The 4,086-nt window shown below is 61.3% G+C and carries 5 protein-coding genes and 2 pseudogenes; 4 read left to right on the forward strand and 3 right to left on the reverse strand.

Annotation, left to right across the window (positions count from 1 at the left end; all coding sequences use genetic code 11):
• The 4 genes and pseudogenes from D6877_RS25265 to D6877_RS25280 form a co-directional block, all read left to right on the forward strand.
• A pseudogene (locus D6877_RS25265) lies at positions 1-144 on the forward strand (diaminopimelate epimerase); the annotation flags it as partial.
• A gap of 13 nt (positions 145-157) precedes the next feature.
• Entirely contained in the window at positions 158-883 is a 726-nt protein-coding gene (locus D6877_RS25270; protein ID WP_024014772.1) for a DUF484 family protein, read from the forward strand.
• Positions 884-885: 2 nt separating this feature from the next.
• On the forward strand, positions 886-1,785 hold the full coding sequence (gene xerC / locus D6877_RS25275) for a tyrosine recombinase XerC (protein ID WP_024014773.1): 900 nt from the start codon (positions 886-888) through the stop codon (positions 1,783-1,785).
• On the forward strand, positions 1,782-2,489 hold the full coding sequence (locus D6877_RS25280) for an HAD-IA family hydrolase (RefSeq protein WP_130912470.1): 708 nt from the start codon (positions 1,782-1,784) through the stop codon (positions 2,487-2,489). Before xerC ends, D6877_RS25280 begins: the two co-directional genes overlap by 4 nt.
• A 189-nt stretch (positions 2,490-2,678) precedes the next feature.
• On the opposite strand, the gene sutA is transcribed toward D6877_RS25280, so the two are convergent.
• From sutA to D6877_RS25300, 3 genes and pseudogenes are all read right to left on the reverse strand, one after another.
• Positions 2,679-3,005 (reverse strand): transcriptional regulator SutA, encoded by a 327-nt coding sequence (gene sutA / locus D6877_RS25290; protein WP_016772583.1) that lies wholly within the window; start codon positions 3,003-3,005, stop codon positions 2,679-2,681.
• A 101-nt stretch (positions 3,006-3,106) separates the two neighbouring features.
• Complete coding sequence (locus D6877_RS25295; protein WP_130912471.1) at positions 3,107-3,532, reverse strand: secondary thiamine-phosphate synthase enzyme YjbQ; 426 nt, start codon at positions 3,530-3,532, stop codon at positions 3,107-3,109.
• 215 nt (positions 3,533-3,747) lie between these two features.
• A pseudogene (locus tag D6877_RS25300) lies at positions 3,748-4,086 on the reverse strand (ammonium transporter); the annotation flags it as partial.

Consider the following 4,086-nt stretch of genomic DNA (forward strand, 5'->3'; position numbering starts at 1 on the left):
GCCATCAGTCAGGGGTGGATGGATTCGCCGCTGTTGATCGACCTGCCCGGCGGGCGTCTGTCCATCGAGTGGGCCGGCCCGGGCGAACCGGTGTTGATGACCGGTCCGGCAGTGCGTGTATACGAAGGACAAGTGCGTCTTTGAGCGAGCAGAAATCATGACCGACAAGCCACAGGTACCCGCCCGACCAGTCGACGAATCAGCGTCCGAGAGCCTTGAGGCAGCCGCGGTTGCCGCCTACCTGGAGGCTCATCCGGACTTCTTCGTTGAGCACGAAGAGCTGCTGCCGTCGTTGCGCATTCCGCACCGACGCGGCGACACCGTGTCGCTGGTCGAGCGGCAGATGACCATCCTGCGCGATCGCAATATCGAGATGCGCCATCGCCTTTCGCATCTGATGGACGTGGCCCGCGACAACGATCGCCTGTTCGAAAAGACCCGCCGCCTGATCCTCGCGCTGATGGATGCATCGACCCTGGAAGACGTGGTCATCAGCGTTGAAGACAGCCTGCGTCAGGATTTCCAGGTGCCCTTCGTCAGCCTGATCCTGCTCGGCGACAACCCGGCCCCGGTCGGCCGCTGGGTAACCCACGCCGACGCGCAAACCGCGATTGGCGGCCTGCTCACCGAAGGCAAAAGCGTCAGCGGCAGCCTGCGTGAACATGAGCTGGATTTCCTTTTCGGCGAAGAACAGCGCCAGCAGATCGGCTCGACCGCCGTGGTTGCCGTCAGCCATCAGGGCATTCACGGCATTCTGGCCATCGCCAGCCGTGACCCGCAGCATTACAAGAGCTCGGTCGGCACCTTGTTCCTCAGTTACATCGCCGAGGTCATGGGCCGCGTGCTGCCACGGGTCAACAGCTCGCTGCGCTCGGTACGCTGACCATGGAACGACAACTGGACGCTTACTGCGAACATCTGCGCAGTGAGCGACAGGTGTCGCCGCACACCCTGTCGGCTTATCGCCGCGACCTCGATAAAGTCCTCGGCTGGTGCATCAAGCAGAACATCGGCAGTTGGGCCGCGCTGGATATCCAGCGCCTGCGCAGCCTGATCGCCCGATTGCATGCGCAAGGCCAGTCCTCGCGCAGCCTCGCCCGCCTGCTCTCGGCGGTGCGCGGGCTTTATCACTATTTGAATCGCGAAGGCCTGTGTGACCACGACCCGGCCACCGGCCTGGCCCCGCCGAAAGGCGAACGGCGCCTGCCGAAGACCCTCGATACTGACCGCGCCCTGCAATTGCTGGAAGGTGCGGTCGAGGATGACTTTCTCGCCCGCCGCGATCAGGCGATTCTCGAGCTGTTCTATTCGTCAGGCCTGCGTCTGTCCGAATTGACCGGGCTCAATCTCGATCAACTCGACCTCGCCGACGGCATGGTTCAGGTGCTCGGCAAGGGCAGCAAGACTCGGCTGTTGCCGGTTGGCACCAAGGCTCGCGAAGCCTTGGAACACTGGTTGCCGCTTAGAGCCATGACCAACCCGGCGGACGATGCGGTGTTTGTCAGCCAGCAAGGTCGTCGTCTCGGCCCGCGGGCGATTCAGGTGCGGGTCAAACTTGCTGGCGAGCGCGAGCTGGGGCAGAACCTGCATCCGCACATGCTGCGGCACTCGTTCGCCAGCCATTTGCTCGAGTCTTCACAGGATCTGCGCGCGGTGCAGGAATTGCTCGGTCACTCTGATATCAAAACCACACAGATCTATACCCACCTCGACTTCCAGCATCTGGCGGCGGTCTACGACAGCGCCCATCCCCGGGCCAAACGCATGAAAGGCGATGATTCATGAGCATTCAGTTGATCACCTTCGACCTCGACGACACCCTGTGGGACACCGCTCCGGTGATCGCCAGCGCCGAAACCGTGTTGCGCGAATGGCTGAGCGAGCATGCGTCGAACCTGGGCGCGGTGCCGGTGGAGCATTTGTGGTCGATTCGCGAGCGAGTGCTGGCGGGCGAACCGGGCCTCAAACACCGCATCAGCGCGCTGCGCCGACGTGTGCTGTTCCATGCGCTCGAAGAAGCCGGGTATGCCCACGGCGAAGCGTCGGAGCTGGCTGACAAGGCTTTTGAAGTGTTCCTGCATGCGCGGCATCAGATCGAAGTGTTCCCGGAAGTCGAGCCGCTGCTGGAGCTGCTCGCCAATCATTACGCCCTCGGCGTGGTCACCAATGGCAATGCCGACGTGCGCCGGCTGGGGCTGGCGGATTACTTCAAGTTCGCCTTGTGCGCCGAAGACATCGGCATCGCCAAACCGGATGCGCGGCTGTTTCATGAAGCGTTGCAGCGCGGTGGTGTGGGTTCTGAAGCGGCGGTGCATGTCGGCGATCATCCTGGCGATGACATTGCTGGCGCTCAGCAGGCAGGCTTGCGCGCGGTGTGGTTCAACCCGACGGGCAAGGTCTGGGAGGCGGAGCGCTTGCCGGATGCGGAAATTCGCAGCCTGACCGAATTGCCCGCCGTCCTCTCCCGCTGGAATGCTTCCTCGAACTGATCTACAGCCCTGTGGGAGCGAGCCTGCTCGCGAATGCGGTGTGTCATCCAACATGTATGTCGGCTGACATGCCCTCTTCGCGAGCAGGCTCGCTCCCACAGGGGACTGCATTTGTTTTCAACGGATTTATTTCAGACATGAAAAAGCCCGCAGCGACGGCGGGCTTTTTCAGCAAGCGAGCGACGCGCCTCAGATAGGGCGGCTGCCGTACTTGTTGTCCGGCTTCTTGGGCGGATCGGCGACCACGTTGGCCTCCACTTCCTGCACCTTGCCGCCGCGCGCAAGGAATTCTTCCATGGCCTTGGCCAGGGCGTCACGCTCCTTGTTCTTGGCTTCGATGCTCGGCAACTCGTCGACCGAGACCGCAGCCTTGGCTTTGCCTTTGGCAGCCGGGGCCGGCGTGTCGTCACCGCCATCATCTTCGGCAACGTCTTCCGCTGCCGCTTCCAGGCCTTCCTCGGCCTCGTCTTCGTCGCCTACTTCGAGGTCGTCGTTTTCCAGATCATCGTCGCTCATGTTCTACCTCATGACTTGCCAAAAGCAGATTAGTTATAGACCAGCTTTGGCGGCTGTCGAAGCCGCCGTTGAAAAATCTTCTGCCGCTGCCCGGCAGCGGCTCATGCCTGTTCACCGTGCAAGGTGGCGAGGACTTTACGGGCACCGCCATGATCACGGTGCTCGCCCAGATAAATCCCTTGCCAGGTACCCAGGGCCAGCCGCCCTGCCGCAACCGGCAGACTGATCTGGCAACCAAGCACGCTGGCCTTGAAGTGCGCCGGGAGATCATCCGGGCCTTCGTCGTTGTGCTCGTAGCCGTCCGTTCCTTGTGGGATCAGACGATTGAAAAATCGTTCGAAGTCGCGACGAACTGCCGGATCGGCGTTCTCGTTGATGGTCAACGACGCCGACGTGTGCTGCAGCCACAAATGCAACAGACCGACCCGACAGGTCTTGAGTTCAGGCAAGCCTGTGAGCAACTCGTCCGTCACCAGATGAAAGCCCCGGGGCCTTGCCCGCAGGGTTATCAGAGTCTGTTGCCACATACAGTTCTCCGCTCGTTCGGGGCGCATTCTAGCGTGCTCTGAAAAAAAACAAAGGCCCTAATATTCCTGCAGCGATGTAAGCGATTGCCCGCAGAAAAAGCCTCGTCGTAAAGACGACCAAAGCCGTAAGAAAAATCCTTTCAGCCGCTCCCTGAATGACAAATCCCGGACAAAAAAATGCCCGGCGAACCGGGCAATTTTTTTATCGCGCGTACTTACAGGTTGTAGCCGCGTTCGTTGTGTTGTGCCAGATCGAGGCCGACCGACTCTTCTTCCTCGGTTACGCGCAGACCCATGACGGCGTCCAGCACCTTGAGGATGATGAAGGTGACGATCGCGGTGTAGATCACCGTGAAGCCGACGCCTTTGATCTGGATCCAGACCTGCGCGCCAATGTCAGTCACGGTGCCGAAGCCGCCCAGTGCCGGTGCGGCAAACACACCGGTGAGGATCGCGCCGAGGATACCGCCGATACCGTGCACGCCGAAGGCATCCAGGGAGTCGTCATAGCCGAGTTTGCGTTTCAGGGTGGTGGCGCAGAAGAAGCACACCAC

It is taken from the genome of Pseudomonas sp. Sample_9 (assembly GCF_004307535.1).
Classification (GTDB): domain Bacteria; phylum Pseudomonadota; class Gammaproteobacteria; order Pseudomonadales; family Pseudomonadaceae; genus Aquipseudomonas; species Aquipseudomonas mercuritolerans.

What these genes read in the sequence shown, in the direction of transcription:
- D6877_RS25270 (WP_024014772.1), top strand. Translation starts at nt 158, where the DNA reads ATGACCGACAAGCCACAGGTACCCGCCCGACCAGTCGACGAATCAGCG.
- D6877_RS25280 (WP_130912470.1), top strand. Translation starts at nt 1,782, where the DNA reads ATGAGCATTCAGTTGATCACCTTCGACCTCGACGACACCCTGTGGGAC.
- sutA (WP_016772583.1), bottom strand. Translation starts at nt 3,005, where the DNA reads ATGAGCGACGATGATCTGGAAAACGACGACCTCGAAGTAGGCGACGAA.
- xerC (WP_024014773.1), top strand. Translation starts at nt 886, where the DNA reads ATGGAACGACAACTGGACGCTTACTGCGAACATCTGCGCAGTGAGCGA.
- D6877_RS25295 (WP_130912471.1), bottom strand. Translation starts at nt 3,532, where the DNA reads ATGTGGCAACAGACTCTGATAACCCTGCGGGCAAGGCCCCGGGGCTTT.